A 25,208-nucleotide genomic window follows, 5' to 3' on the forward strand; every position below is an offset into this window, starting at 1 on the left:
ATAACTTAAATAAACTTCAAGGAATCTGAAGTTGGCAATTAAGATTGAGATGCTGCGTTGCTTTTGCACGGTAGCCCAGACCGGGAACCTGTCCGAGGCCGCCGACCGCCTTGGTCGAACGCAATCAGCCGTCTCGATGACATTGAAGCAGCTCGAAGACCATCTGGGCAAAAAGCTGTTCGAAGGCGAGCGCAAGAACCAGCTTTCCCCGCTGGGTGAGCAGGTACTCGATCTGGGCTTGCGGCAAGTGCGCCAATTCGATCAGACCGTCCAGAATATCGAGGCCGCCGCGCTGGCTGAACAGGGATTGATCCGGATCGTATCCGTCCCGTCGGTTGGCGCGTTGATCTTTCCACCACTATTGCACCACATGAGCAGCGAATCCCCCGGGGTGAAGATCGAGCTGCGCGACACCGACACGCAGCAGGTATTGGATGCCATCGCTCAGGATCAGGCAGATATCGGAATCGCATCCGGGTATCACGCCCTGAACGGCATCCAAACCATTCCGCTATTTCAGGACTCCTTTGGATTGGTCGCAGCCTCGGATCATCCTCTGATCACACGCGCAGAACCGCTGAATATCTCCGACATCGCCACCGCGCCCTTTGTCCGAAACACGTTGTGCGATCTGATTCAAACGCCAGCTTTCCATACGGCAATCAAAAACGCCGAGATTACAATTCACAACACGCATTCATTGATCACGCTGGTGCGATCGGGCGAGTGGATCACAGTGCTTCCTCAAACCGTTGCCGAATTCTTGCCGGAGGCGGTGTCTTACCGCCCGATCACGGACCTTCACGACAAAAGGCAAGTGTATCTCTATGTCCGCGAGCGTTCGCGCTTCCAAGATCTGACCGAGCAGTGTTGCGCGTTCATCCTGTCCCGTGATTTCGCGTGAGGGAGGGGGTCGATTAGACCTTTCGCCTTCAACCGCCCCTGAGACGCTGCATCAGATAAACCTCGGCACCTTCCGGAATCGGCTCGGACAGTCCGGTCGCGATGATGCGCCCGTCCAACGCCACCGAGACCCCAGCATCGATCGGTGCCTGCAGCCGGGGATGTATACGCACCAGTTCCTGCAGCAATTCGCCCGTGGTGGCGGCCTCAACCTCGACCACCTCGCGACCCCCGGTCAAAGACCGGAGGCTGGACCAGAGGTGGACCTCAACCATTGTCCTTGAGCGCGGCAAGAATGCGCGGCGGGGACATTGGCAGTTGCTTCAAGCGTACACCGGCCGCGTTGGAGACCGCGTTGGCGATGGCGGCCAAGGGCGGCACGATGCCGGTCTCTCCCACGCCGCGTACACCGAACGGGTGGCCGGGGTTGGGCACTTCGACGATCACCGTGTCGATCATCGGCAGGTCGCTGGCGACCGGGATGCGGTAATCGAGGAAGATCGAATTCTGCAGACGACCGTCGTCGCCATAGATGTATTCCTCGTTCAGCGCCCAGCCAATGCCCTGCGCAGCTCCGCCCTGATACTGGCCTTCGACATAGGTCGGGTGGATCGCCTTGCCCGCGTCCTGAATGACCGTGTAGCGGGTGATGCTGGTCTTGCCGGTTTCCGGGTCGACCTCGGCATCCACGATATGGGTGCCAAAGGATACACCCGCGCCTTCCGGCGTAGCCTCGAAATGGCCCGAGATCGGGCCGCCGGTCGCGCCCATATGGGCGGTGATATCGGCCAGCGGGCGCGGATCGAAGTCACCGGCATTGGGGCCTGAGGGCACGGCACAACCGTTCTCCCATTTCACCGCATCAACCGGAATTCCCCAACTGGCCGCTGCGCGGGCACATAGCTGCTCGACCGCATGGCGCGCCGCCTTGATTGTCGCCAGACCCGAGGCATAGGTCACGCGACTGCCATGGCTTACGTCATTGTAACCCAGCGTTGCCGTATCGGCGACGGTCACGCGGATATTCTCGTAGGGGATACCCAGAACTTCAGCTGCCATCAGAGCCATCGACGCACGTGATCCGCCGATGTCCGGTGTACCGACCATGACTTGGGCCGAGCCGTCCTCGGACAGCGCTAGAGATACCGAGGTCTCACCACCATGGTTGAACCAGAACCCACAGGAAATCCCGCGCCCTTGCCCCGGCTTCAACGGGGCCGAGTAATGCGGATGCGCCTTGGCGGCCTCAAGCGTTTCGACAAGACCTATACGCTCATAGGTCGGGCCATAGCTGGCTTTGGTGCCTTCATGCGCGGCGTTTCTTAGGCGCACATCCACCGGGTCGAGGCCGAGTTGATTGCACAGCTCATCCAACACAGATTCGACCGCAAACGCACCCATCGGAGCGCCCGGCGCGCGATAGGCGGCCTGTTTCGGGCGGTTGGCCATCACGTCATAGCCGACCTGACGTACATTGGTCAGGTTGTAGGGCGCAAAGGCACACATGGCAGTCATGTCGCCCGGCGCACCCGGGAAGGCACCGCCCTGCAGGCGGAAGATGCCCTGGGCTGCTGTGATGGTGCCGTCCTTCTTCATACCGATCTTGATATCCATCGACGCCGATGAGGTCGGGCCGGTCGCACGGAACACCTCGGACCGGGTCATCACGATCTTTACGGGGCGGTTGGCCTTGCGGCTGAGCGCCAACGCAACCGGTTCGATGAACACAGTGGTCTTACCACCAAAGCCGCCGCCGATCTCAGACGCGGTCACACGCAGTTGTGAGGTTTCGATGCCCAGCAACGCCGCGCAGGTTTTCTGTGCGATCCAATGGCCCTGGGTGGTGCACCAAAGCTCACCTTTGCCGTCAGTACCCAGAGACCCCATGCAGGCATGAGGTTCAATGTAACCCTGATGGGTTGCCTCGGTAACGAAGCTGTCCTCAATTACCAGATCCGCCTCGGCAAATCCGGCTTCGACATCTCCGTGGCCGCTTTCGTGATAGCGCACTACGTTGGGGTGCATCCCCTCGGGCACCGAGTAGTCCGCCGCGCCTTCGCGGATGACAGGCGCGTCCGGTGCCATCGCCTTGTCCACATCTGTGACGTGGGGCAAAACTTCATATTCAACCTCGATCAGCTTCAGCGCATCGCGCGCCGCCAAGGCTGATGTCGCTGCAACTGCTGCTACCGCGTGGCCGTCATATAGAGCCTTTTCGCCCGCCATGACATTTTCCAGCACGTTCCAGAATTCGCCTTCCAGCCCCGGCTTGAACGGAACATCGGCGAAATCGGCGCGGGTCACGACGGCTTTGACGTCTTTGTGGGCCTCAGCCTTTGAAGCATCAATCTTGACGATCCGCGCATGGGCATGGGGTGAACGCAGGATGGCGCCATGCAACATGCCGGGGGCTGAGATATCCGCACCGAACTTGGCGCGGCCCGTCACCTTGTCCAGACCGTCAGGGCGATCGGGTCGGGTGCCGACAAAGGTGAAGTCAGATTTGCGATCGTCCAGTGCCATTACGAAGCCTCCCGCATCTCAGCCGCCGTATCCATCACGGCGCGAATGATTTTGTCATAGCCGGTGCAGCGGCAGAGGTTGCCCGCCAGCCAGTACCGGGTTTCCTCTTCGGTGGGATTGGGGTTCTTTTCCAGCAGCGACTTGGCCGCCACCAGAATGCCCGGGGTACAGATGCCGCATTGCAGGGCGGCATACTCAATCATCTTCTTTTGCAGCGGATGCAGGACGTCGCCGTCCGCGATCCCTTCAACCGTTTCGATCTGCTTGCCTTCAGCCTCGACGCCCAACATCAGGCATGAACACACAAGACGGCCATCGACGCTGACCGAACAAGCACCGCAATCGCCGGTGCCGCAGCCCTCTTTCGCGCCCGTCAGGTTCAGCTTGTCGCGCAGACAGTCCAGCAGGGTTTCGCGTGGGTCGCAGAGGTATTCAACCGCGTCCCCATTTACGGTGGTGGATACGTGGAACTTACTCATACGTCTTCTCCCTTTGCGCGGGCATAGGCGATTTTTGCGGCGCGCTTGGCCAGAACGCCAGCAACTTCGGTGCGGAATGCAATAGTGCCGCGTTTGTCATCAATGGGGTTGCAGGCAGCCGAGGCCGCTGCAGCGAGCGCGTCCAGCGCCGCGTCATCCAACGCGCTGCCAATCAGCGCTTTGGCGCAGTCTTCAACTAGCAAGACGGTTGGTGCGACAGCCCCCAGTGAGACGCGCGCCTCGGTGATGGTATCGCCATCCAGTCGTAAGTTTACGCCCACACCAACCACCGCGATATCCATCTCGGTGCGCGGGATAAAGCGCAGATAGGCGTCACCGGCGTTGTCGCCACGCGCTGGAATGTTGACCGCCGAGATCAGTTCGCCTTTGGCCAGTGAGGTCTTGCCGGGTCCCGTCGGGATGTCTTCGACCGCCACCTCTCGTGTGCCGTCCGGGCCCGTCACGGTGACTGTAACGCCTGCCGCAACCATCGCTGGCACCGAGTCCGCCGCCGGAGAGCCATTGCACAGATTCCCGGTCAGCGTCGCACGCCCCTGTACCTGAGTCGATCCAATCAGATCCATCGCCTCGACCACACCCGGCCAATCGCGGCCCAACGCGGCGTGCTCGCTCATCTCGGCGCCGGTCGCGGCGACGCCCAGCGTCCAGCTGCCATCGGCATTGCGGGTAATTTCGCTAACGCCATCGATCTTCTTGATGTCGATCAGCGTATCGGGCGTCACCAATTCCGAGCGCAACTGCACCAGCACATCGGTGCCGCCTGCCAGAAACCGAGTGATGCCCGTTGCATTTGCGGCCAGAGCCGACGCCTCGGCAAAGCTGGCGGGGCTGTGATAATCCATGAAAGTACCTCGCACCTGTTGATCAGGATAGACTGGGGTTCGCCGGGGACGTTAGTGCAGCAAGTCGGCGGCGTCCATGGCTGGAACGACCAATTTTTGGGATTCAAAATGTCGTTTTATCGAGAGCAATCACAGATCGATCTCGATCACCCCGTCTGCCCGGGCCGCCCGGCTTTGGCACAGTATGATCGCACCTTCGCGTTGTTTGTTGGACAAAACGAAATCGCGGTGTTCGATCTCACCTGAAATCACGTCACATTTGCAGACCCCGCAGATCCCATCAGCGCATTTCACATCCACGTGAAAGCCCGCCTCATTAAGTACCTGCGCCGCATCTTTGTCAGCGGGTACAGTCAACTCCCGACCCGATTTCGCCAATTTCAGAGTGAACGGATGGTTCTCATATTCGGGCTGTTCCGGCACCGAGAAATATTCGAGATGCCGTGCACCTTCCGGAAACCCCTGCCGTTCGGCTGCGTGAATGACGCCGTCCATATAGCGGTCAGGGCCGCAGGTATAAACGTGCCATCCGTCCTGATATCCGCCCAGAACAGCCTCCAGATCGGCCCGTGTGCCCTCGTCCGAGAAGTGATAGTGCACGTGATCGGCCCATGGCACAGCCGCCAGATCATCCAGATATCCGGCACCTGCTCGTGTGCTGGCGGAATAGTGTAACTCGAACGGTTTGCCCATCGCATACAGTCGGTGGGCAAAAGCAATCATCGGCGTGATGCCAATACCACCGCCCATCAGGAAGGTTTTGGTTGCAGTCTCGTCCAGATCAAAATGGTTTATCGGCTTTGAGATGAAGACCTTGCGCCCTTCGTTGAAGATGCGATGCAGCAAGGCCGAGCCGCCGCGCCCCTCATCCTCGCGCAGCACGCCGATCTGATAAGTGTTGCGGTCGGAGGGATCGCCCGACATCGAGTACTGCCGCAGGAATTCGGGCGAAACCAGCACGTCCAGATGCGCGCCCGCAGTCCATTTCGGCAAGGGCGCACCGTCGAGGGTTGAGAACTCGTACTTGGTGACATCCGAGGTCATCTTGTCGACCTTGGTTAGTTCCACCCGCATCACCGGGGCGTCCCCTGCGACCTGATAACGGTGGATCACAGACATATCGCCTGCCGTTTTGCGCGCTTTGTAGTCTTCAGCTGTGACCATCGCCTCATAGGCGGCAATTCCGGCTTCCCGGTCCATGTTGAAGGGATAGGGCCATGGGTGCGGAGCGAGCGGAGCGGGGTAGACCGCAAGCGTCTGATCCTCGTACTTCAAATCGAGGTCTTTTTGTAGGTCCCGCCGGTTCAATGGGTGCTGCGACGGGCGATAGGCCCCGTCAGGTTCCAGCTCGATATCCCACCACCATTTCTTGATGTTATTTAGACCACCATTGCCGACCGCATCATCCAGTTTGGCCAATGCAGGCGCGGCCTGCGGAATATTCATCGCGGCCCATCGGAACGGGCGTTCCTTGAATATACCTTCGAGATTCCATGGGCAGGTCTTCATGCATCGTCCGCACATCGCCCCCCCGGGCGTGGTGATACGGTAAGTGGCGCATTTCTGGCTGTCGGATTTCCAGATTTCATAGCCGTTGAACATCAGCTTTGGCCCGGCAGTGATCGCGCCCGAAGGGCATTCCCGAGCGCATTTGTTGCAGCTTTCGCAAAACGTCTGAAGGCCGAAATCGATGGGTTTGTCATGCGTCATCGGCATGTCGGTTGTCACGACACCGGATTTCAGGCGCGGGCCAAGATAGGGGTTCAGGATCACCTCACCGATCCGGCTGACCTCCCCCAACCCCGACAACAGCAGCAGCGGCGGTTGCAGCACCTCGCCATCCATCACCGTATGCGCCTTGGCCTTGTAGCCGAGATTTCGGATTTGCTGCGCGATCACGCCCCCCAGCAGTGAAAACCGCAGATAGGCGCGCATAGATTGGGCCACGCTGATCCAGTCATCCCCGCTGGCGCCTTCCATCGTCTCATAGCCCTGGTCGATGATCATGCTGATAGCTTGATCGTGAGGCGGAACGATTTCTTCTCCGGTGGCGTCATGGGAATACCAGCTCCACTCGGGGCACCGGCTGAGCCCGACCGCATCGACCCCAAGGAAATAGGTTGCAGCCTTGATATTCGCGGCATTTCTTTCGGTATCTGTGGGTTGTACAGCCTCGGCGCTGTCACCGTCCTGCAGCAAAACAAACGCGCCCAGCGCGCGGCGTTGGGCAAAGCTGGGGGCGGATTTGCGCACGTAATGCCCGCCCTTGGTCGCGTCCTGCAGCGATTTTCCCATGTCGCCGAACTGAGCCCGCGCAAACATGTCTGCGCGTTTGGGCACCCGGGCTACGTTTTGCTCGTCGATATAGGTGGTCGGTGTTTCGACTCGTTTGAGGTTTTCAAAAGGATGTGCCCCGTCCACATAGCGCCGCTTGGCATAGGCATCCCGGTTCAGAGCGTTCTTGGCGAAGCCTGCACCCAGCCACCATGCAGGTCCTTGCGTGCGGAACCACGGTTGTTCGGCCAGCGGTTGCAAGGGTCGGTCATGCGCGATCTCCATTTCGGTGGTCACAGCGGCCAATCCGAACCGCTTACCCAACCAGGGCACCACAACCGCACCATCCTCAACCGAGGCCAGACCCGCAGCAACTGCCAGCTTGCCCAGATCAACCTCAGAGGACATCGCCGTATGCGCCCGCGCATCGAAACCCAGGAGGCGGATGTAGTTGGCAATGACCACTGCATTCTCGGTGGCAAGCAAACAGGCGCGGTGATCCTGCGCATCCATGATCCAATCGGACCCGGGCTCCGAGGGGTCCGGATCGCGGTTGAACTCATAGAGAAACACGAGCGTATGGCGATGACAGTCCATCGGGCGTGGCGCGGCCTCCATGCTTTCTTTTAGATCCGCCATGATCACATCGATGCCTGAGGCCAGCGTTTTGGTTTGCCGTGTCCTTAGCGCATGTGCCAGCCGGTCGATATCCGGGTTACGCCGAGGCTCAGCCAGCATCGCCTCCGCGGGTAGCGGCCCGCAGCCCATCATCGACGCATCGTTGAAATAGCCAAACGCTTTCAGATGATTGGCACGATCTGCTGGGTTGGCAGGAATTTCCGATGCTACGGGGTTCACAAATCCATCCCGAATTGCGTCCATCATCGCCTGAAACTCGCCCATCGCATTCACGATGCTTTCGGGCTGCTCGGGCCTGCGAAAGCTAAGCGCACACATCGGTTCGACCTGCGCCAGATCAGGCATCCGACCCTGCCGCGCCAGCCGTTCCAGCGGGAACGGACCCATGTGAACAGGTCTGTTCTTGTCCGAGAAAAAGCGGATCCCCATCGCGCGCCTCCAGTTAGCTGCCCTTTCCCCTACTCCGGCATGGACACCAAATCCATTCATGAATAATCATAAATGATATGAGCAGAATTGATTTCACAGATCTGGACGGCAAGGTCCTACGGGTGTTCCTGACGATACTCGAAGAAAGCTCGGTGTCGAAAGCTGCCGACCGGTTAGGGGTGACGCAATCGGCCATCAGCCATACGCTGGGCAAGTTGCGGCAAGTGCTGGGCGATCCACTATTTGTCCGATCCGGACAGGGGCTGACCCCGACCGAACGCGCTTTGTCGTTGAAAGAGCCGGTGCAACAGGTGCTGGATAACATGCGCGCCCTGACCGAAGGTCGCCCGTTTGATCCGCTGTCCGAACAGATGGACATTCAGATCGCCACCAACGACATGCCGCGTGAGTTGATCTTTCCCGAACTTCTGCGGGCGACACGCGCCGAAGGCGTCAGGTTGCGGCTGGAGTTCATCCCGTCGGGTGTTCCCGACCCGGACTTGCTGCGCAGCGACCGGTGTCAATTGATGCTCACCCCGCTGCCACCGGACGGGCCGGATATCTTTCAGAAGCGGCTGATCACCAGCCCGTTGTTGGTATTCTATGATGCCGCTCACCGTGATCCGCCTGAGGATTGGCGGTCCTATTGCAATAGCGATCATGTCGAGGTGCGATTTGCCGACGGGCGCAACGCCCGTGCCGTGATGCGTGGCGTGGATCAAAGCCAGATCAGACCGCCCGTCGTAACCCTGCCGCATTTCAACGCAATCCCGCCTTTCGTGAAAGGCAGCGACCTGATCTCGACCGACACGGCGCTGATGAAACGCGGGCCGCTTGCCACGCTGGACAGCGCACCACTGCCGTTCAAATGCGAAGCAGTGTCAATCTATATGGTCTGGCACCAACGCACGGCCAACGACCCGGCACATCGTTGGTTACGCGACCGGATCGACGCGATTGTGGCTTCGCTTCAGACCTGAGAAAGCAACCAGTCGCGCATTTGTTTCACCAGCTCCGGTTGGCGCGGTTTCTGCGGGGTGACAATGAAAAAGCTCAGATCATCAACCAGCACCTCAGAGAGCGGCTGCACCAACCGACCCGAAGTCAGTTCCGCAGACACAAGTGGCGCATTGGCCAGTGCAAAGCCTTGCCCCGAGACAGCGGCGTCTATCGCCAGACTTGTCTGGCTGAAACTCATCATCCGGGGCCTTCCCTCGACCCCGGCGCGTTCAAGAAACAAAGGCCACAGACCATGGGAATCGCTGAGCAGAACGTGTTGCATCAGGTCGTCTGGACCAGAAATTTGTGATGCGAGGTCCGGACTGCCCACGACAACGAATTCGGTCGAGAACAAAGGTGTCGCTTGCAGACCGCGCGCAACCGGTGAACGACTTTGGCGTACCGCGATATCAATTCCATCAGACTGGAAATCCGCCAACCGCTCGCGCGCGTCAACCTGCACCGAGATATCGGGGTAGCGGGTCACAAAATCGTTCAGACGCGGAACCAGCCATTTTGAGGCAAAGCTGGGCGTGACCGAGATCGTGATCTGCTTTTGGTCGGTCAGATCATTTACAGCCTCTTCGATCAGCCGAAATGCCCGGCGCAGCGGCGCGTGGAACCGACGCCCCGCTTCGGTCAGGCGCAACCCACGCGGAAGGCGTTCGAACAGCGCCGTCCCTAGCCGCGCTTCCAAGCCGCGCACCTGTTGCGCAACGGCCCCTTGGGTTACGCCGATTTCTTCCGCAGCAAGACGAAAATTCAGATGGCGTGCCGAGGCCTCGAAGGCGCGCATCGCGTTGAGAGGTGGAAGAGCGGGCATAGCTAAACTGTAGATTTTCTACTGTCGCTGCGCAACAGAACTGATTGGTCAAATCGAGGTTGCTGCGCCATCTTCTTGCGAAACAATGCATAGGAGCGTGAAGATGGAAAAAGTAGCTTTGATCACCGCAGGCGGCAGCGGTATGGGCGCGGATTCCGCGCGCAGACTGGCGGCTGATGGCTTCAAAATCGGCATCCTGTCCTCGTCGGGCAAGGGCGAGGCGCTGGCACATGAATTGGGTGGTGTGGGCATCACCGGCTCGAACCAGTCAAATGATGACCTGCAAGAACTGGTTGATGCAGCAATGTCCCATTGGGGGCGGATCGATGTACTGGTGAACTCAGCCGGGCACGGACCCCGCGCAGCGGTGCTTGAGCTGACCGATGAGGACTGGCACACCGGCATGGATGTCTATTTCATGAATGCCGTAAGACCTACGCGGTTGGTGACCCCTATCATGCAAGCGCAGGGCGGTGGATCGATTATCAACATCTCAACCTTTGCTGCGTTTGAACCGGACCCGGTTTTTCCAACCTCGGGCGTATTCCGCGCCGGGTTGGCGGCCTTCACCAAGCTGTTCTCGGACAAATACGCCGCCAACAACATCCGCATGAACAACGTCCTGCCCGGGTTCATCGACAGCCTTCCGGAAAAGGAAGAGTTCCGCGCACGTATCCCGATGGGTCGCTACGGGCGCAGCTATGATGAGATCGCCTCGGTCGTGGCTATGCTCGCCTCCGAAGGCGGAGGCTACATAACCGGGCAGAACATCCGCGTCGATGGCGGCATCACCCGGTCTGTCTGAATTCAGAACCGCGCCTTAACAAAATGCGTCAGCGCCGCGCCGGTTTCGAAGAAGGCGCGGCGCAGGCCAATCCAGTTTTCGCTATACTCAGCCACTGACGGAACCGGCAGCAAAGACGGATCGTCCTTCAGCAGGCTCTCTGCCATCAAGCGCCCGAACACGGTGCCCGGCCCGATCCCGCGACCAGAAAACCCATGCGCGGCTAACGCATTTGGCCCGATCTGAGTGATTTTGGGAATGTGATCCGAAGTCATGGCAATCCGCCCATGCCAGCCCTCGATCAACGGCTGATCCGCCAGTTGCGGATACAGCGCCGCCAGTTTGCGCCTGATCCAGGATTTGTGGGCAAATCCTCCGGCGCTGCTTAGATCCCCCATGCCGCCAATGACGAACCGCCCCGTCTGATCCAAACGGAAGGATGTCATGATGAGGCCGGTATCCCAGCATCCTTCTGCCTTCGGCAATATGCTGGCCCGCAGGTTATGGGACAGCGGCGCGGTGGCGTATTGGAAGTAATAGACCGGCACATAGTCGGGCGCCGTATCGGCGATGCCCTGATGATAAGCGTTGGTCGCCTGAATGACCGATCTGGCGCGTACGGTTCCACCATCCCCCTGCAGCACCCAAACCCCGCCTTCCTGCCGCAAAGATCGAATCGGGCTTTGCGTATATATCTGCGCCCCCGCATTCTGTGCGGCGCGGGCCAGTCCCACCGCATAGCCCAGCGGCTGAATTGTACCCGCGCGGGGGTCAAACAATGCGCCGTGGACTACCGGGCTGCCCGTCCGCTGGCGCGACGCGTCAGGATCGAGCAATTCGACCGGCGCACCAGAAGCGCTCAGCTGTGCGTGGCGTGTACGCAGATCACCAAAGCCCGAGGCCGAATGAGCACAATGCAACGTGCCTTGCCGCTCAGGCTCGCAGTCAATCCCGTGCGCTTCAATCAACTCGAACACGTCTGACGGCGCGTTGGCCAGCAGATCGATCAACCGATCCCCCGCCATTTGCCCCAGATGCGACCGAATTTGATCGGGTGGCAGCCAAAGCCCTGCGTTGACGAGACCGACATTCCGCCCCGATCCACCATGGCCGATCTGATGCGCTTCGAGCAGGCACACCGAAGCCCCCGCTTTTGCTGCGGTCAAGGCCGCAGAACACCCGGTGTAACCACCACCGATCACGGCAAGATCAACGCTTACGTCATCAGACAGCTTTTGCGTGTCGATACGCTCGCGACAGGTCTGCCGCCATAACGATTGATCATAGTCGCGCATGCCCGGGCCTCGCCAAAGTTTCGCCGATCATCAGGCTGGTCTCAGTTGGTTGCAAGGGCGCGCTGGTCAGCCCGCCCCATGGCGATGAGGAACGGATCCGCCTCCTGATGCGACTGGAATGACGCCTTGTCGGTCATGCCCCGCCAGCGCCCCAGTGTCAGTGACTGCGCCACCGCGCCGCTCAGCGTTGCACCGGGGCCGGTGACGATGAACAGATCGGGCGCGAACTCGCGTGCGGCCGTCTGGATCGCATGGGTGAAGTCATAGGTCTCGGTCACCTGATGGCCCAGGGTGTAGTCCCACAACTCACTCGTGTCAGTTGCGCCGGGCCACCAGATTTTGCCACGCCCGTCAATCATCGGGAACTTGGGCTGAGCAAAAAGATCAGAACTCAATTGCGCCCGACCTTCCGCCGCCACCGGGGCCTGCAGCGCCGTATGAAAGGCGGCGTGATTGGCCAGCCGCAATGGGAACCGATCCTGCACGGTGGGGTGTGCCGCCTCAAACGCCGTCAGACCCGCCTCATTGCCTGCCAATACCAGCATCCCGCCCAGATCGATCGAAAGCGCCAGAGAATGATCGCGCAACGCATCGATCCTCGCCACCTCATCCAGCAATGCGGCTTTGCGGGCAGGATCATTCGCCCATGTCTCATCGACGAATGGGTAAACCAGTTGACCGCCGATCAGGTGCTTCTGCATCAGCGTGCCCATCGTATTGACCACGCGAAACCCGTTCCCAGGGGTCAATGCCCCTGCGGCGGCCAGCGCGATATACCATCCCATCGAGTTACCAGTGACGGCGACGACTTCAATATCGTTGGCCAATGCCTGCGCATCGGCCAACGCGGCAGCATAGATCAGGGGTGAGGCCACATCGCCGCGCGAGTACTTCCCGACGCTAAAGCGATCAGCCCCATCCAAGGCAGTAATCGCATCCTGTCCGGTTCCGGCGCGAATGGCGTCGAAGCTGCGGAACAAGTCCATACGATCCGAATGATGTTGGTGCAGATAGCCCAGCTCAGGCTTGTTATAAGTGCCCCGGCCCGGGCAGATCACAACGGCGGTGCGGGTCATGAGGCTGCTCCTGTCAAAGCCAGCGCTGCGGCAACGATACCGTCTTTCGAAGGAAGAGGCGCGGCATAGGCCGGGCCGGTTGCGATAAAGCAATCCTCGGCCACAACGCGGGCAGTTCGGGTAGAAGAACTTTGTTCGGCGAAGAAAGTCATCAGCGCCTCGGACTGGCTGCCGGTCTTGCGGCATTCGTCGACGATCAAAACATGCGCGCATGTTTTGGTGGCTTCGCGCAAAGCCTCAACCGGCAGAGGAGCTAGCCAACGCATATCGATAATCCGGGTTTTCAGACCTGCCGCCTCAATTTCGGGCAGGGCCTGTTGCGACAGGTAGTGCCCGTTGCCATAGGTCACGATGGCGAGATCGGTGCCGTCCCCGTGTACTCCCACATCGCCCAGCGCAATTTTCTGATCCCGCGCAGGATAGGTGGTCATCCACCCGCCATCCTGCGCCGCATGCAGATCGCGCATCGGGTAGAGTGCGATCGGTTCAAGTAACACCACGACCCGCTGCTCTTCGCGCGCCAACCGCACACATTCGCGCAGCATCAGTGCTGCATCGGCCCCGGTCGACGGGCAGGCGATGATGACACCAGGGATATCCCGCAAAACGGCCAGAGAGTTGTCGTTATGGAAATGTCCGCCAAAGCCCTTCTGATATCCTAGCCCCGCAATTCGCAGCACCATTGGGTTGGTAAACTGCCCGTTCGAGAAGAACGGCAAAGTTGCGGCTTCGCCCCGAATCTGGTCCTCGGCATTGTGCAGATAGGCCAGAAACTGGATCTCGGGGATCGGGATGAAACCGTTATGGCCCATACCGATCGCGAGACCCAGAATGGATTGTTCATCCAGCAGCGTATCAATCACGCGGTCCGGACCAAAGCGTTGCTGCAGCTTTTGTGTGACGCCATAAACGCCACCTTTGCGGCCCACATCTTCGCCCATGCAAACGATCTCGGCATGTTCCAACATCAGATCGGTCAGCGCCCAGTTGATCAGGCGGCTGAGCGGCTGCGGATCAGCCATCGCGCGCAAGTCACCACCAAAGGCTTTAGCCCGCGCCTCAGCGCTCGGGCCGTTGGTCGGTATGCAAGAGCGCTTAGGCGGGATCAGGCTTGCCATCACCTCGGTCGCATTGGCAAGATGGGGACGGCTGGCAGCCTCTGTAGCCACACGATCCGTTCGGGTGCAGGTATCGCTGTAGATTTTCAACGCCTGATCCGGCGACAATGCACCCGCCTGATCCAGCAGTCGTACGGTGTGCAAAAGCGGATCATTGGCCTCATCCGCCTCAACCTCAGTTTTCGGCAGATAGGTCGTGGGCACATCCGCCCCGGCATGGCCATAAAGCCGCACGGTTCTGAGATGCAGGAAGGCCGGTTTCCTGCGCTTGCGGACATAATCTGCAGCCTCTTTCGCGACCGCATGGGTTTCATAAATGTCCAACCCATTGGCCTGAAAATACTTGATCCCCGGACGATGCTCCATCGACGCCTGAATCCAGCCCTTGGGCGTTTTGACCGAAATTCCGATCCCGTTGTCTTCACACACGAACAGCAGCGGCAGCGGCGTCGATTGCACACTGGTCCAGCCTGCCGTGTTGATCGCCCCCTGCGCGGTTGAGTGATTGGCCGAGGCATCCCCAAATGAACACATCGCAATCCCGTCTTCCGGCAACACGCGATGTTCGGGCGCATGTCGCCGGGCTGCCCCCAGCGCATAAGCCGCACCAACGGCTTTGGGCAAATGGCTGGCGATGGTCGAGGTCTGCGGCGGGATCATCAGCGCCCTTGATCCCAGTACCTTGTGCCGCCCGCCCGAGGTCGGGTCCTCTTTCGAGCACGCAAAGCTTAGCAGCATATCCCACGCGATCTGCTGACCGGGCACCTGTTCGGCACGCGCGATCTGAAACGCAGCATCCCGGTAATGCAGAAAGGCAATATCGCTTGGGCGCAATGCGTGCGCGACGGCGGCCATCCCTTCGTGGCCAGATGAGCCGATGGTGTAGAACCCCTGCCCCGCCTTCTGCATCGCCCGGCTGGTCCGATCCAGCGCGCGACTGAGAACTTGCGACCGGAAAAGCGAAACGGCTTCAGCATCGCCCAGACCGACGCGCGGCGGGGCTCCGTCGGGAAAATCACGATTTGCGACACGGGTCAGGAAATTCTCATGTACGATCTGGGCGCGGTCCATGTCTCTCGCTTTTGTCTTGTTGGTGTCATCGGCCTTGGGGAACCTCTGCGCGGGCGCGACCCGCTTGCTGATTTGTCCCGCGCTCCGACGTTAATTTCAAGATCGCGGATGGTACGGCACCCGCTCGACCACAAAGGTGATGTGGCGCACCAGTCATCGCTCTGGCGGTAGGAAAAAACCAGTGCTATTGCGTTCAATAGGTATGAGGAATCGTTATATGATTGCACCCCGCCGTTTCTTGCCTTCAATCTCGTCCTTGCTTGCACTTGAAGCCGTAGATCGGCTGGGCAGCGCATCTGCTGCTGCGGCTGAGCTGTCCTTGACACAAAGCGCAATCAGTCGGCAGTTGAAGACGATGGAGGATCAGCTGGGCGTGCAATTGATCGAACGCAGCCAGATGCGGCTGCACCTGACGCCTGCAGCCAAAGTCTATGTGCAAACCGCAAGGTCTGCTGTTCAGGATCTGGCGCAGGCCGCACTGAAACTCAAAGCTAACCCGGCGGGCGGATCACTTGACTTGTCGATCCTTCCCGCGTTCGGCATGCATTGGCTGGCACCGCGCCTTCAGGATTTTGCGCGACGTCATCCCGAGGTTACTGTCAATCTGGGGACCCGCCTCAAACCGTTTGATTTTACGACTGAGCCATTTGATGCCGCGATCCATTTCGGTCAACAGGATTGGGCGGGCGTTCAGTATCTGCCGATCATGCGGGAAGAAGTCCTGCCGGTCTGCGCCCCTGCCCTTACCGCCGTCAATTTCAATAGCTTGGATGCTCTCCGCGCCGCACCACTGCTGCATCTGGAGTCGCGTCCGGATGCCTGGGAGCGCTGGTTTGAGATACAGGGCCAGCCCGTCACCGGCCTACGGGGAATGCTGTTCGATCAGTTTTCGACCATGATTCAGGCCACGATTCATGGGTTGGGCGTGGCTCTGTTGCCGTCATATCTGGTGCAAGATGATTTGCGCACCGGGCGGCTTGTCCAGGCATGGGACGGGCCGCGCGTGAGCCTTGGCAGCTATTATCTGGTCTGGCCGCATGACCGCTCGATGCCCGAGCCGTTACGGTCTTTCCAAGCCTGGATCAGTGAACAGATTGGGGCAGACGCCCACGCCTAACGCAACCTCAGAACTTACCGTTATCATTCTTCCATTCGCTGCGTGGTGCGATGGCCTCAACCGTGTCCCAGTGTTCGACGATCTTGCCATCCGCAACGCGGAACAGATCGTAGAATGCGCTGTGTTTGCCCTGTAGCGCACCTTCGCACACGGTCAGAACAAAATCTCCTTCTGCCAACACACGATGCAGGTGCTGATAATCTAGGGCGTTGCTGTCAGCCAATGCGGTTCTCAAAGCAGTCAAGTCATCCGAGAGCTGCGGGCTGTGTTCTACGTAAGCGGAAGTATTGATACAGGCCTCTATCTGGTCGAGGTTCCCGGAAATCAACGCGGTTTCGACGAAGGCGCGAACAAAGGCCCGGTTTTCCTCGGTTTTCTCGACATCCCGAACTTCGGTCGGACCATCCACCATACTGTGATCCGAGCCGTTTGGCCCCATCCGTTTCTGGATATTGTCCCAGTGCTCTACCGCTTGCCCGTCTTCGAACCGGAACACTTCGAAGCCGATATTCCGCCGTGAGAAATCATATTCCGTATGCGCGAAGACAAAATCGCCGTCTTCAAAGGCGCGTACGATATTCACGCGCGGTGAGGTCTGGGACAGCCGTTTGAATAGGGATGCAAGCCCTTCGCTGCCTTCATGGGTTTGCGGATTGTGCTGGATATATCGTGCTTCATTTACCACCGAAACCGGACCCGGATCGCCCGTTTCGATGCTTTTGAGCAGGGCAGATATGCGATCTTTGTTGGACTTCTCCATACCGGGTTCCCTTCAGGTCTGACTACTCCGTGATCACAATGGCAGGCGACGTGTCAGGCATCAACGCCAGCAACAGCCAAACCCTGCGCGGCCTTCGGCCTTGCGTCTTGCGGACGGCAGGGGGCCAGGCAAGCGCGGGCTGCGTCCGCGCCTGCCTGGCCCAACCGGAGGAGACGTTCCGTAAGGAATGTGGACGACGGGCGGGAGTGTTTTGGTTCAGACGTCCAGCGAACGGGCGATGAGCTCTTTCATGACTTCATTCGTCCCTCCATAGATCATTTGGACCCGCGCATCCGCATAGAGCCGCGCGATTGGGTATTCCATCATGAACCCATAGCCGCCGAACAGTTGCAGGCATTCGTGCATGACTTCGTTCTGCACCTCAGAGCCCCAGTATTTCACCATCGAGGCCGTCGCGGCATCCAACTCACCGGCCTCCAGCTTGCCGATGCAATCATTGACGAAACTGCGCAGCACCTCGGCCTTGGTTTTACACTCGGCCAACTTGAAACGTGTGTTCTGGAAGTCCATCACCCGTTGTCCGAACGCCTTGCGCTCCTGCACGTATTCCACCGTCTGCGATATGGCGAAATCGATAGCGCCCAGCGCCATGATCCCGATGGTCAGCCGCTCCCACGGCAACTGCTTCATTAGTTGATAGAACCCCTGCCCCTCTTCCGGGCCCAGCAGGTTGGTCATTGGCACCTTTACGTCTTCAAAGAACAGCTCAGCCGTATCGTTGCCCTTCATTCCCAGTTTCTTGAGGTTCCGCCCCCTCCGGAATCCATCAGCCCCGTCGGTTTCGACCACAATCAGAGAGACACCCTTCGCCCCTAACGACTTGTCAGTTTTGGCAGCCACGATAACCAGATCAGCCGATTGCCCGTTGGTGATAAATATCTTGGACCCGTTGAGCCGATAAGAATTGCCATCCTTCTCAGCGGTCGTCTTCACCGCTTGCACATCCGATCCCGTGCCCGGCTCGGTCATGGCCAGCGCGCCGATCATCTCACCCGAGGCCAGTTTCGGCAACCACTTCTGTTTCTGATCCTCACTGCCATAAGCGGTGATGTAGTGGGTCACGATAGACTGGATGCCATATCCCCATCCTGCGTCCCCGCGCGCAGTCTGCTCATACAAAGTAACGGAATCGAAACCCATCCCGCCGCCGACGCCACCATATTCCTCAGCAATCGAACCGGCCATCAGACCCGTCTCTCCCGCCTGCAACCAAAAGGTACGATCAACCGCCCCGTTCTCGGCCCATTTCTCGGTATTGGGTACCAAGGCATCATCCATGAACCGGCCCGCCATTTCAGCAAACATTCGGTGTTCGTCAGTAACCCAGGCGGCGGTGCTGGTAAAAAGCGACATCAAATAGCTCTCCAGATCAGGTGTTTGCCCAAAACTAGCCGGGTGTGTGATTCCTTCCAATCCATGTAACGTGGCGTCCAGGACAGATGCTACGCAACGTCCTTGGCAACGTTGCCGAATTTGGGGCCAAACGTTCACATCTGTGTTCCCACGCCTGACAGAGCAGGCCATCATCGACCATATTGCGCAAACGCCCCGGAAGACCCAGGAGACAGCATAATGCCCCGCGCCTTTTCTGAACTGACCTTCACACCTGCCGTTCGCGCCCATCAAGAGCGGATGGGATCCGCAGCGACCTACGCGAAATTCCTGAGCCGAGGACCAAAACAGGGCCACCAAATCGGACCGACCGAAGAGGCGTTCATTCGCGCCCGCGACGGGTTCTATCAGGCCACCGTCTCAGAAACCGGCTGGCCTTATGTGCAGTTTCGCGGTGGGCCGATAGGGTTTCTGAAAGTGCTGGACCCGCACACCATCGGCTATGCGGACCTGTCTGGTAACAAACAATATATCTCGCGCGGCAACCTGGATGGAAACGACCATGTGGCGTTGATCTTGATGGATTACGCGAACCAGCGCCGTCTCAAGATTCTTGGGCGGATGACATTCACGGAAGGTGCCGCAGCAGCGGCTGATCTCTACATCAAAGGCTCCGAGACCGAGGCAGAACGGGCCGCGATCATCAAAGTTGAAGCGCTTGACTGGAATTGCCCCCGCCACATCACGCCGCGCTTTACCGAGGCCGAGCTTCGGCCACATCTGAATGATCTGGGTCAGCAACTGGCTGTTCTGCAATCAGAAAACCAGCGTTTACAGAGGGAATTGGCTGAGCTCAAAGCTGCGGCCGTTTTTCGAAGATGAAATCCGCGCCGGTTCAGATGTGAAACGAATGGCGCGCGATCGCTATGGATCTGAGCGGCAAATTGTGACGCAGGGTTGCCCTTTGGTCCAAGCTTTGCTTTGTCCTTTCTAAACATCACGACCTGCCGTCCGCTTGAGGCAGGAGCGGATAACAGAGAGGATCATCACATGGCAAAAGTTGCGTTCCTTGGCCTAGGCGTCATGGGCTACCCGATGGCCGGGCATCTTCAGGCTGCCGGCCACGAAGTCACCGTCTACAACCGCACCGCATCCAAGGCCGAGGCTTGGGTCGCCCAGCATGGCGGCGCGATGGCCCTGACACCGCGGCAAGCCGCAGAAGGGGCAGAGTTCGTGATGGCCTGCGTTGGCAATGACGACGATCTGCGTATGGTTTGCACAGGTGAAGATGGCGCCTTTCACGGAATGGCCAAGGGTGCGGTATTTGTTGATCACACCACCGTCTCGGCCAAGGTCACGCGCGAGTTGTACGAGGCTGGCAAGACACAGGGGGTTGCTTTTGTGGACGCCCCGATCTCGGGCGGTCAGGCGGGAGCCGAAAATGGTGTGCTATCGATCATGTGCGGCGGTGACATGGACGCTTATCGTGCTGCTGAGCCGGTGATGCAGGTCTATTCCAAAATCTGCCGCCGCATTGGAGACAGCGGCGCGGGTCAAATGACCAAAATGTGCAACCAGATCGCGATTGCCGGGCTGGTGCAGGGCCTGAGCGAAGCATTACATTTTGCCGAGAAGGCCGGGCTTGATGGCCGAGCTGTGGTCGAAGTGATCAGTCAGGGCGCGGCTGGCAGCTGGCAGATGGCCAACCGGTATGAAACCATGCTGGATGACCATTTTGAGCATGGCTTTGCAGTCGACTGGATGCGCAAGGATCTGGGAATCTGTCTGGATACCGCCAATGAGACCGGGGCTTCACTGCCAGTGACGGCGCTGGTCGACCAGTTCTACAAAGACGTGCAGAAACTTGGCGGGGGCCGGTGGGATACGTCCTCGTTGTTCAAACGGTTGCGAGCACTGGACTGAGCAAAGGGGGGGCTGTCTGCCCCATCGCGCCAGGGCGCGACTCCGCCCGAAGATATTTTTGGCCAGATGAAGAGGATCACCGTGGCAGTTGCAAGAGATAGCGCATGAGCGACATGAACACTTTCTGGGCTGGTCGCCTGCGTGAACACTGGGGTCTGGACACCCGTCTGACGCGTCTGGATGGGGAGTACGACCTCAACTTTCTGGTCAAAGCCACCAACGGGCAGGATTATGTGCTCAAGGTGATGCGCGCGGGGTGCGATGCGGCATTGGTCGATCTGCAGATCAAGGCGCTGGAACATCTCAGCGCAGCAGCGCCCGGATTGCCCTTTCCTGCTGTTTATCCCGATTTGAACGGGATGATGTTGCCTGAGATTGCCGACGCACATGGGCAACCGCGACTGGTCTGGCTGCAGGAACGACTGCCGGGGGCATGCTATGCAAGCAGCGCGCCCAAGACCGAAGACCTGATACTAAAACTGGGCCGTGTTCTGGGCGCAACCGACCGGGCGCTGGAGGGGTTCACCCATGAGGGTTTGCAGCGCGCCGATTTCAAATGGGATTTGACGCGGGCGAGTTGGATCGTCGACCAACTAGAGGCCATCTCTGATCCGGCAAGACGCGCGCGCGTTCAACAAATCGCTGAGGATTTTGAGGCGATCTCTGATCAACTGGGTGCATTGCCAAAGCAGGCGATTCACAATGATGCCAATGATTACAATATCCTTGTTGAAGGCAATCTGGGCGAACGACGCAGCATCTCGGGTCTGATCGATCTTGGCGACATGTGCGCGGCGCCGCGCGTTTGCGATCTGGCTATTGCCGGGGCCTATGTCGTTCTGGACCACCCTAAACCCGAGCGCGCATTGGCTGCGCTGGTACGCGGGTATCACGCCGCCAATCGGTTACGCCCGGATGAGATCGACCTGATCTGGCCTTTGTTGCAAGCACGGTTGGCGGTGTCCGTGGTGAATTCGACGCTGATGGCGATTGAGAACCCGGATGATCCGTATGTCACGATCAGCCAGGCCCCAGCGTGGCGATTGATTGAAAATGAGGCAATCAATGGCGCACTCATGCCCGCCCGATTGCGCGCAGCGTGTGGCTTGCCGGTTGTGAACGGAGCCGAGCGCATTCACGCCTACCTGTCCGGCCATCGCGGACAATTCGCGCAGATGTTCGGGCAGAATCTGAGCGACGCACCGATGGGCTCACTGTCGGTGGAAAACTCAACCTGGCCTCAAAACCCGTTCCACATGCCGCTGGACGAGGCGGCGCGGGTTGGTGAGGAGTTTGGGGATGGTCCCTGGCTAGGGTATTACAGCGAGCCACGCCTGATCTATGCTGAGCCGGGGTTTCGCAAGGGACCGTGGAAAGCGTCGGATCGGCGCACAGTGCATCTGGCCGTGGATGTGTTTGCACCGGCCGGAACAGTGCTGCATGCACCTCTCAGCGGTCGGGTCGAAGCGGTTGAAAACAGGGACGCGCATCTCGACTATGGCGGGGTTGTGATCCTGCACCACGAAACGCCCGAAGGGGATGCATTCTACACGCTTTATGGCCATCTGGACCCTGAGGTGAGTGAGCGTTTGAAACCAGGTGACCCGGTGGCTCAGGGTGCAGCTTTTGCCCGTCTGGGCGATGCCAGTCAGAATGGCGGATGGGCCCCGCATGTGCATTTCCAACTGGCGCTGACGACCGACGGTATGCAGGCCGACTGGCCGGGCGTAGCGGATCCTGATGAGCTCGAGCTTTGGCACGCGGTCTGCCCCAACCCCGCAGCACTGTTGAACTCGCCTGATGAAAAGGTTTTCTATCGACCAACCGACAAGCAGGCGATCCTACAGGACAGGCGCGAACACTTCGGCGGCAATCTCAGCCTGACATACGACGACCCGGTCATGCTGGTGCGTGGCTGGAGGCATCACCTGTTCGATGAATGGGGGCGACCCTATCTGGATGCCTACAACAACGTTCCGCATGTAGGCCATGCGCATCCGCGTATTCAGGCGGTTGCAGCGGATCAGCTGAAGCGCATGAATTCGAACACACGCTATCTGCACCCGGCGCAAACCGCTTTTGCCGACAAGGTATTGTCGAAACTGCCGGATCACCTTGAAGTCTGTTTCTTCGTCAACTCAGGGACAGAGGCCAACGAATTGGCTCTGCGTCTGGCGCGCGCGCACACCGGGGCAAAAGGGATCGTGACGCCCGATCACGGCTATCACGGCAACACAAACGCTGCGGTGGCGATCTCGGCCTACAAATTCAACAAACCTGGCGGTATTGGGCAGGCAGATTGGGTGGAACTGATTGAGGTCGCGGATGACTATCGCGGCTCGTTCCGGCGTGATGACCCCGAGCGCGCACGGAAGTTTGCTGACCTGATTGATCCGGCGATTTCGGCATTACAGGCAAAAGGGCAAGGCCTAGCTGGGTTCATCGCTGAAACATTCCCCTCGGTCGGGGGACAGATCATTCCACCAAAAGGCTATCTGTCTGCGGTCTATGAAAAAATCCGCGCCGCCGGAGGGGTCTGCATTGCCGATGAAGTCCAGACCGGCCTCGGGCGCCTGGGCGACTATTACTTCGGCTTTGAACATCAGGGCGCGCTGCCTGATATAGTGGTAATGGGGAAGCCCATCGGCAACGGCCACCCGCTGGGTGTGCTGGTCACTACCAAAGAGATCGCCGAAAGCTTCGACAACGGGATCGAGTTTTTCTCGACCTTCGGAGGATCGACCCTGTCCTGCCGGATCGGAAAAGAGGTGCTGGACATCGTCGACGATGAAGGGCTTCAAGAGAACGCCCGTGTGATGGGGGCTCACCTGCTGGATGGCCTCAAACAGATCGAAGCTGACTTTGGCTGTGTCGGCGATGTGCGCGGTATCGGCCTCTTCTTGGGTGTGGAACTGATTAACCCGGATGGCTCGGAAAGCGGTGAGATTTGCAGCTACGTCAAGAATCGGATGCGCGATCATCGCATTCTGATCGGTAGCGAGGGATCCAAGGACAATATCCTGAAAATCCGGCCACCGCTAACCATCGAAGCAGAGGACGTCGACATGATTCTTTGGGCGCTGCGGGAGGTTCTTGGCGAAGTGGGTGACTACAGCCCTGCCCCCATGTGCGATCACGATCATCATCATGCGGGCTGCGGCTGCTGCTAAGAAACACAAAACCCCAGCGAAATTGCTGGGGTTTTGTCGCCGTCGATCAGTGGAGCACTGAATGTGGGGGGTGGTGCCCGGTCGTCGGCATAGGGATCGAAACGGTCATCCGGCGTAACGCCAAGCCCAGTTCCTCGGACAACGAGGCCAGTGCCGGGGCGAAATCGGGCCGTACGATCAGCGAGGCCATCATCATTGCATCTTCACGCGCCCCTTCAGAGGCGGCACCGATCATCTGGGCAAAACAATTCTCATCAGCGCCCAGACATGCACATCCCAGCCCATGACGCACCAGCGGACGGCGACCGTGATGTGCACAAAGTGAACACAGCCGGTCCAGCGTCAGCATCGTGGCGCGTCCCTGATCTGCACCCAGCGCGATGTCAAAATCGCTTGCGGCATTTGCCCGGCCTTCGACCCCATCACCCCAAAGCCGCAGATACATGACGGCTCCGGCCTCAATGGGGTTCAGGTCAGCCAGACGGCCAACAGCCGCCCCGCCACGCGAAGAAGGTGCGCTCATTTTGTCAGGATCAGTTTGCCTGCGCGGGTGATACGCAGCGTATAAAGCTGATCGCCCAGCTCGATATGGGCCAAATTGCCGCCATTGGTGAGGTCTTCCGCCTTGTGGGCCGGAAGCATCGAAACAGCGTAGCTAAGGGTCGAGGTAGGGGTTTGCGCGTTCATTGGGGCATCTCCAGAGCATCTGTGGCACTTGGCCTTGTCTGTCTTCGTTTCGCTTGATCTGGCTGACCCTGTTTTGGGCTGGCTATCTGTTCGTGCGATTAATCTGATAAAAATAGTAAGGTTTGTCAAGCTGCTGTTTTTTCAATCGCTCCCACGGGTCTCTATTGCGCCGTCGCACAGCACGACCTAGGCATTGGACATCAACAAACAAAGGCGGATTCGCAGATGGCAGCAGTTGTCGTATTTGATCTGGATGGCACCCTGATAGACAGCCTTGCCGACCTTGCAGCTGCGGTAAACCGAATGCTGCACGATCAGGGGCACCCCGCCTTGCCTCAGGATACGATCCGGGGATTCGTCGGGAACGGATTACCCAAGCTGGTCGAGCGGGCGATGATGCATTGCGGGCTGGAGCCAACGCTTCACAAGGACCTGACACAGCTTACTCTGAAGCACTACAATGCAGGCGCCTGCGATCAGACCGTAGTTTATCCCGGCGTGATCCAGGCGCTGGATGAGCTTCGCGATATGGGCTGTGCGCTTGGGGTCTGCACCAACAAACCCGAAGCCCCTGCCCGGCATGTGCTGGGCGAACTTGGCCTGCTACCCTATTTCAACACGGTCTTTGGTGGAGACACGCTGGATATACGCAAACCCGATCCAGAGCACTTGCACGCCTGTTTCAAGACCCTTCAAGCCGCAGGCCCACAGATCTTCGTTGGCGACAGTGAGGTTGATGCCGAAACTGCGCAACGGGCTCAGGTTCCGTTTTTGCTGTTTGAACAGGGATATCGAAAGTCGCCGGTTTCGGACATGCCGCACACGCTCAGCTATGATAACAGTACCGCACTGCCTGCACTTGTTCGGAAAATCCTGACGCAGGCATAGACCCCAAAAAAGGTCGAGGGGCCGGCCAAGGGGG

Annotated in this window: 21 protein-coding genes; 8 read left to right on the forward strand and 13 right to left on the reverse strand. The window is 59.1% G+C overall.

Translation table 11 applies throughout. From position 1 onward, the window contains the following. Positions 1 to 31: 31 nt before the first annotated feature. Positions 32 to 904: a LysR family transcriptional regulator gene (locus AC2TEM_RS17020; protein WP_170425667.1), complete on the forward strand. Its 873-nt coding sequence runs from the start codon at positions 32 to 34 to the stop codon at positions 902 to 904. A gap of 28 nt (positions 905 to 932) precedes the next feature. Here AC2TEM_RS17020 and AC2TEM_RS17025 read toward each other — a convergent pair whose 3' ends face one another. The 5 genes from AC2TEM_RS17025 to AC2TEM_RS17045 form a co-directional block, all read right to left on the reverse strand. Beyond that, positions 933 to 1,178 carry a MoaD/ThiS family protein gene (locus AC2TEM_RS17025; protein ID WP_170408213.1) on the reverse strand — a complete coding sequence of 82 codons (246 nt, stop codon included), beginning with the start codon at positions 1,176 to 1,178 and terminating at the stop codon, positions 933 to 935. Beyond that, positions 1,171 to 3,426: a xanthine dehydrogenase family protein molybdopterin-binding subunit gene (locus AC2TEM_RS17030; protein ID WP_480856329.1), complete on the reverse strand. Its 2,256-nt coding sequence runs from the start codon at positions 3,424 to 3,426 to the stop codon at positions 1,171 to 1,173. The genes AC2TEM_RS17025 and AC2TEM_RS17030 overlap by 8 nt, the downstream gene beginning before the upstream one ends. Continuing rightward, entirely contained in the window at positions 3,426 to 3,905 is a 480-nt protein-coding gene (locus AC2TEM_RS17035) for a (2Fe-2S)-binding protein (protein ID WP_170408211.1), read from the reverse strand. Before AC2TEM_RS17035 ends, AC2TEM_RS17030 begins: the two co-directional genes overlap by 1 nt. Further along, positions 3,902 to 4,768, reverse strand: coding sequence for an FAD binding domain-containing protein (locus tag AC2TEM_RS17040; RefSeq protein WP_170398402.1), 867 nt, complete (start codon positions 4,766 to 4,768; stop codon positions 3,902 to 3,904). The genes AC2TEM_RS17035 and AC2TEM_RS17040 overlap by 4 nt, the downstream gene beginning before the upstream one ends. Before the next feature lie 129 nt (positions 4,769 to 4,897). Further along, on the reverse strand, positions 4,898 to 8,110 hold the full coding sequence (locus tag AC2TEM_RS17045; RefSeq protein ID WP_170425663.1) for a reductive dehalogenase: 3,213 nt from the start codon (positions 8,108 to 8,110) through the stop codon (positions 4,898 to 4,900). Positions 8,111 to 8,187: 77 nt separating this feature from the next. Here AC2TEM_RS17045 and AC2TEM_RS17050 point away from each other — a divergent pair, with 77 nt between their 5' ends. Beyond that, complete coding sequence (locus AC2TEM_RS17050) at positions 8,188 to 9,090, forward strand: LysR family transcriptional regulator (protein ID WP_170425661.1); 903 nt, start codon at positions 8,188 to 8,190, stop codon at positions 9,088 to 9,090. Here AC2TEM_RS17050 and AC2TEM_RS17055 read toward each other — a convergent pair. After that, the gene (locus AC2TEM_RS17055; RefSeq protein WP_170425659.1) at positions 9,081 to 9,932 is read right to left on the reverse strand and encodes a LysR substrate-binding domain-containing protein; all 852 of its coding nucleotides are present in this window, start codon (positions 9,930 to 9,932) and stop codon (positions 9,081 to 9,083) included. The genes AC2TEM_RS17050 and AC2TEM_RS17055 overlap by 10 nt on opposite strands. A gap of 103 nt (positions 9,933 to 10,035) precedes the next feature. On the opposite strand from AC2TEM_RS17055, the gene AC2TEM_RS17060 reads away from it, so the two are divergent. Further along, positions 10,036 to 10,737, forward strand: coding sequence for an SDR family oxidoreductase (locus AC2TEM_RS17060; protein WP_480772143.1), 702 nt, complete (start codon positions 10,036 to 10,038; stop codon positions 10,735 to 10,737). A gap of 2 nt (positions 10,738 to 10,739) precedes the next feature. Here the strand turns inward: AC2TEM_RS17060 and AC2TEM_RS17065 are convergent, their stop codons facing one another. From AC2TEM_RS17065 to AC2TEM_RS17075, 3 genes are read right to left on the reverse strand one after another with little or no spacing between them, the layout of a single operon-like run. Beyond that, positions 10,740 to 12,011 (reverse strand): NAD(P)/FAD-dependent oxidoreductase, encoded by a 1,272-nt coding sequence (locus AC2TEM_RS17065; protein ID WP_170609194.1) that lies wholly within the window; start codon positions 12,009 to 12,011, stop codon positions 10,740 to 10,742. 41 nt (positions 12,012 to 12,052) lie between these two features. After that, positions 12,053 to 13,087, reverse strand: a complete 1,035-nt coding sequence (locus AC2TEM_RS17070; protein ID WP_170425655.1) for an ACP S-malonyltransferase — start codon at positions 13,085 to 13,087, stop codon at positions 12,053 to 12,055. After that, positions 13,084 to 15,276, reverse strand: coding sequence for a dehydrogenase E1 component subunit alpha/beta (locus tag AC2TEM_RS17075; protein WP_480856330.1), 2,193 nt, complete (start codon positions 15,274 to 15,276; stop codon positions 13,084 to 13,086). The genes AC2TEM_RS17070 and AC2TEM_RS17075 overlap by 4 nt, the downstream gene beginning before the upstream one ends. A gap of 217 nt (positions 15,277 to 15,493) precedes the next feature. Between AC2TEM_RS17075 and AC2TEM_RS17080 the strand changes: the two genes are divergently transcribed. Next, positions 15,494 to 16,393 (forward strand): LysR substrate-binding domain-containing protein, encoded by a 900-nt coding sequence (locus AC2TEM_RS17080; protein ID WP_170425651.1) that lies wholly within the window; start codon positions 15,494 to 15,496, stop codon positions 16,391 to 16,393. A gap of 7 nt (positions 16,394 to 16,400) precedes the next feature. Here AC2TEM_RS17080 and AC2TEM_RS17085 read toward each other — a convergent pair whose 3' ends face one another. Next, positions 16,401 to 17,153 (reverse strand): nuclear transport factor 2 family protein, encoded by a 753-nt coding sequence (locus AC2TEM_RS17085; RefSeq protein WP_170425649.1) that lies wholly within the window; start codon positions 17,151 to 17,153, stop codon positions 16,401 to 16,403. Positions 17,154 to 17,369: 216 nt separating this feature from the next. Then, the gene (locus AC2TEM_RS17090; protein WP_170425647.1) at positions 17,370 to 18,527 is read right to left on the reverse strand and encodes an acyl-CoA dehydrogenase family protein; all 1,158 of its coding nucleotides are present in this window, start codon (positions 18,525 to 18,527) and stop codon (positions 17,370 to 17,372) included. Between the two features lie 219 nt (positions 18,528 to 18,746). Between AC2TEM_RS17090 and AC2TEM_RS17095 the strand changes: the two genes are divergently transcribed. The 3 genes from AC2TEM_RS17095 to AC2TEM_RS17105 all read left to right on the forward strand — a co-directional run bounded on the left by AC2TEM_RS17095 (position 18,747) and on the right by AC2TEM_RS17105 (position 23,599). Continuing rightward, positions 18,747 to 19,388 carry a pyridoxamine 5'-phosphate oxidase family protein gene (locus AC2TEM_RS17095; protein WP_170425645.1) on the forward strand — a complete coding sequence of 214 codons (642 nt, stop codon included), beginning with the start codon at positions 18,747 to 18,749 and terminating at the stop codon, positions 19,386 to 19,388. A gap of 114 nt (positions 19,389 to 19,502) precedes the next feature. Next, positions 19,503 to 20,429 (forward strand): NAD(P)-dependent oxidoreductase, encoded by a 927-nt coding sequence (locus AC2TEM_RS17100; protein ID WP_480459897.1) that lies wholly within the window; start codon positions 19,503 to 19,505, stop codon positions 20,427 to 20,429. A gap of 104 nt (positions 20,430 to 20,533) precedes the next feature. Next, positions 20,534 to 23,599, forward strand: a complete 3,066-nt coding sequence (locus tag AC2TEM_RS17105) for an aminotransferase class III-fold pyridoxal phosphate-dependent enzyme (protein WP_170425641.1) — start codon at positions 20,534 to 20,536, stop codon at positions 23,597 to 23,599. Between the two features lie 46 nt (positions 23,600 to 23,645). Here AC2TEM_RS17105 and AC2TEM_RS17110 read toward each other — a convergent pair whose 3' ends face one another. Together AC2TEM_RS17110 and hemP are read right to left on the reverse strand one after the other, a co-directional pair. After that, positions 23,646 to 24,122 carry a hypothetical protein gene (locus tag AC2TEM_RS17110; protein ID WP_170425639.1) on the reverse strand — a complete coding sequence of 159 codons (477 nt, stop codon included), beginning with the start codon at positions 24,120 to 24,122 and terminating at the stop codon, positions 23,646 to 23,648. Beyond that, positions 24,119 to 24,286: a hemin uptake protein HemP gene (gene hemP / locus AC2TEM_RS17115; protein WP_170398358.1), complete on the reverse strand. Its 168-nt coding sequence runs from the start codon at positions 24,284 to 24,286 to the stop codon at positions 24,119 to 24,121. The genes AC2TEM_RS17110 and hemP overlap by 4 nt, the downstream gene beginning before the upstream one ends. A gap of 225 nt (positions 24,287 to 24,511) precedes the next feature. On the opposite strand from hemP, the gene gph reads away from it, so the two are divergent. Continuing rightward, positions 24,512 to 25,174, forward strand: a complete 663-nt coding sequence (gene gph, locus AC2TEM_RS17120; protein WP_170595145.1) for a phosphoglycolate phosphatase — start codon at positions 24,512 to 24,514, stop codon at positions 25,172 to 25,174. Positions 25,175 to 25,208: the final 34 nt, after the last annotated feature.

Source organism: Ruegeria sp. HKCCD3925 (assembly GCF_057221175.1).

Excerpts from the sequence above, each read along its gene's own strand:
- gph (WP_170595145.1), top strand. The coding sequence starts at position 24,512 with ATGGCAGCAGTTGTCGTATTTGATCTGGATGGCACCCTGATAGACAGC.
- AC2TEM_RS17030 (WP_480856329.1), bottom strand. The coding sequence starts at position 3,426 with ATGGCACTGGACGATCGCAAATCTGACTTCACCTTTGTCGGCACCCGA.
- AC2TEM_RS17040 (WP_170398402.1), bottom strand. The coding sequence starts at position 4,768 with ATGGATTATCACAGCCCCGCCAGCTTTGCCGAGGCGTCGGCTCTGGCC.
- AC2TEM_RS17095 (WP_170425645.1), top strand. The coding sequence starts at position 18,747 with ATGCCCCGCGCCTTTTCTGAACTGACCTTCACACCTGCCGTTCGCGCC.
- AC2TEM_RS17085 (WP_170425649.1), bottom strand. The coding sequence starts at position 17,153 with ATGGAGAAGTCCAACAAAGATCGCATATCTGCCCTGCTCAAAAGCATC.
- AC2TEM_RS17065 (WP_170609194.1), bottom strand. The coding sequence starts at position 12,011 with ATGCGCGACTATGATCAATCGTTATGGCGGCAGACCTGTCGCGAGCGT.
- AC2TEM_RS17055 (WP_170425659.1), bottom strand. The coding sequence starts at position 9,932 with ATGCCCGCTCTTCCACCTCTCAACGCGATGCGCGCCTTCGAGGCCTCG.
- AC2TEM_RS17025 (WP_170408213.1), bottom strand. The coding sequence starts at position 1,178 with ATGGTTGAGGTCCACCTCTGGTCCAGCCTCCGGTCTTTGACCGGGGGT.
- AC2TEM_RS17090 (WP_170425647.1), bottom strand. The coding sequence starts at position 18,527 with ATGTCGCTTTTTACCAGCACCGCCGCCTGGGTTACTGACGAACACCGA.
- AC2TEM_RS17105 (WP_170425641.1), top strand. The coding sequence starts at position 20,534 with ATGAGCGACATGAACACTTTCTGGGCTGGTCGCCTGCGTGAACACTGG.
- hemP (WP_170398358.1), bottom strand. The coding sequence starts at position 24,286 with ATGAACGCGCAAACCCCTACCTCGACCCTTAGCTACGCTGTTTCGATG.
- AC2TEM_RS17045 (WP_170425663.1), bottom strand. The coding sequence starts at position 8,110 with ATGGGGATCCGCTTTTTCTCGGACAAGAACAGACCTGTTCACATGGGT.
- AC2TEM_RS17080 (WP_170425651.1), top strand. The coding sequence starts at position 15,494 with ATGATTGCACCCCGCCGTTTCTTGCCTTCAATCTCGTCCTTGCTTGCA.
- AC2TEM_RS17035 (WP_170408211.1), bottom strand. The coding sequence starts at position 3,905 with ATGAGTAAGTTCCACGTATCCACCACCGTAAATGGGGACGCGGTTGAA.
- AC2TEM_RS17070 (WP_170425655.1), bottom strand. The coding sequence starts at position 13,087 with ATGACCCGCACCGCCGTTGTGATCTGCCCGGGCCGGGGCACTTATAAC.
- AC2TEM_RS17050 (WP_170425661.1), top strand. The coding sequence starts at position 8,188 with ATGAGCAGAATTGATTTCACAGATCTGGACGGCAAGGTCCTACGGGTG.
- AC2TEM_RS17075 (WP_480856330.1), bottom strand. The coding sequence starts at position 15,276 with ATGGACCGCGCCCAGATCGTACATGAGAATTTCCTGACCCGTGTCGCA.
- AC2TEM_RS17110 (WP_170425639.1), bottom strand. The coding sequence starts at position 24,122 with ATGAGCGCACCTTCTTCGCGTGGCGGGGCGGCTGTTGGCCGTCTGGCT.
- AC2TEM_RS17060 (WP_480772143.1), top strand. The coding sequence starts at position 10,036 with ATGGAAAAAGTAGCTTTGATCACCGCAGGCGGCAGCGGTATGGGCGCG.